Below are 1,394 nucleotides of genomic sequence, written 5' to 3' on the forward strand. Positions count from 1 at the left end.
AGAGGCCGCTACCAGTAAGATTTTGTATTTCATACCTCCTCCTTACTTCACAACAATTGTGATGGTTGCGACTGGGTTTAACCAACGATGATGACTGCTATCGAGATCACTCTTGCCACCAGCCGGATCGCTGTCACCCAAATTACCCGGATGAATGTGAACCTTGTCGTTGCTCACCGCCGTTTCTACGCCAGTACCACCGCTACCGAAGGTAATAAAAGGAGGATTAGGAATGCTGGACGCTAACTCGTCGTTCGCTTCGGTGCCTGCGTCGTAACTGTTCAAGGTCGCTTTGTAAGTGCCCGCTTCGGTTGGAATTTTCCAACTGTCTAAGCCGACAAAACCATCATTGGTTGGCAATAACATCGCGCTAAGTGAGAGGTAACCGTGATCGCCACTATCCAAAGTAAACGTGGTCGCAGCGCCCGGATTGAGAATACCGCCCGCAGGATTTTCTACGACTGCGCCGCCTGCGTTGCCAATCACGGTCGATAATCCAGAAATATCCCCACCTTCAGCCATCGCTTCAAGCTCTGATGTGGCGGATTCTCCGACTTTAAACATATGTAGATCTGAGCCATGCGCCGCGACGATAAGCGGTGTAAAGTAAATGCCTTTGGTTGCGTTGGTAACCGTAATTTCTAGTTCCGCCGCTTGAGCTGATGCCGCGCCAACCGCCAGAGCAACAGACGTCATGACAAGACTAAGTTGGGTACGTTTTTTCATTGTGAATCCATCCTTTTATGAGAGTGAAACCCAAGCCCTTGAACATCGTCTTTTGTTGGCTTGAGCAGCATTGCTTTCGAACGTTTGTCATTCTTGTCTTTAAGCATGACGAGCAAATATCTCGGTAACTTCATCGAATTCTCATAAAATTCTCACAACTTCTTATCTCTTTCATTCCGTTATAAAATAGCGCCCATCAGTTCCCCAAACGCACATTAAAATGCTCAACAATTTACTTACTGCATACTATGGAGAAATCTACGGTATTGCCTTTTTCAGTCACTATCTCAACAACTACAAACAGGCAGAGCAACGCGCGCTTTGGCAAACTTTAGTCGACGTGGAAAAACTGACCGCTGAAAAACTCAAACCTGTTTTGCAAGCACATGGACTGGAGATAGAAAACCGTCATCAAGAAAGGATGGAAAAAGGTCTTTCCGATGCAGAAAAGTGGATCGATTTACCTTGGTCAGAGCTGGTTTCCACGCTACTCAATTGGGTTGAGCCGTACGAAGTGACATACCGAGAATGGCAAACACTCGCGATAGAGAAGAATTCAAACGCTGTCAATTTTCAAACTGCATTTGATTTAGTCGCAGAACATGAAACCGCCATTTATCAATGTTGGCAGCGTTATCATACTAACGAGTCTGGGTTGCCGATTCTTC

At 46.2% G+C, this 1,394-nt stretch carries 2 protein-coding genes; one reads left to right on the forward strand and one right to left on the reverse strand.

Translation table 11 applies throughout. The features are described from left to right. Positions 1–42: 42 nt before the first annotated feature. Entirely contained in the window at positions 43–726 is a 684-nt protein-coding gene (locus tag R7Z50_RS24180) for a spondin domain-containing protein (protein ID WP_024702149.1), read from the reverse strand. Positions 727–946: 220 nt separating this feature from the next. On the opposite strand from R7Z50_RS24180, the gene R7Z50_RS24185 reads away from it, so the two are divergent. Continuing rightward, positions 947–1,394, forward strand: a 448-nt coding sequence (locus R7Z50_RS24185; protein WP_318149308.1) for a hypothetical protein, incomplete at its 3' end; no start/stop codon positions are given.

It is taken from the genome of Vibrio sp. 1249-1, assembly GCF_033340495.1.

What these genes read in the sequence shown, in the direction of transcription:
- R7Z50_RS24180 (WP_024702149.1), bottom strand. Translation starts at nt 726, where the DNA reads ATGAAAAAACGTACCCAACTTAGTCTTGTCATGACGTCTGTTGCTCTG.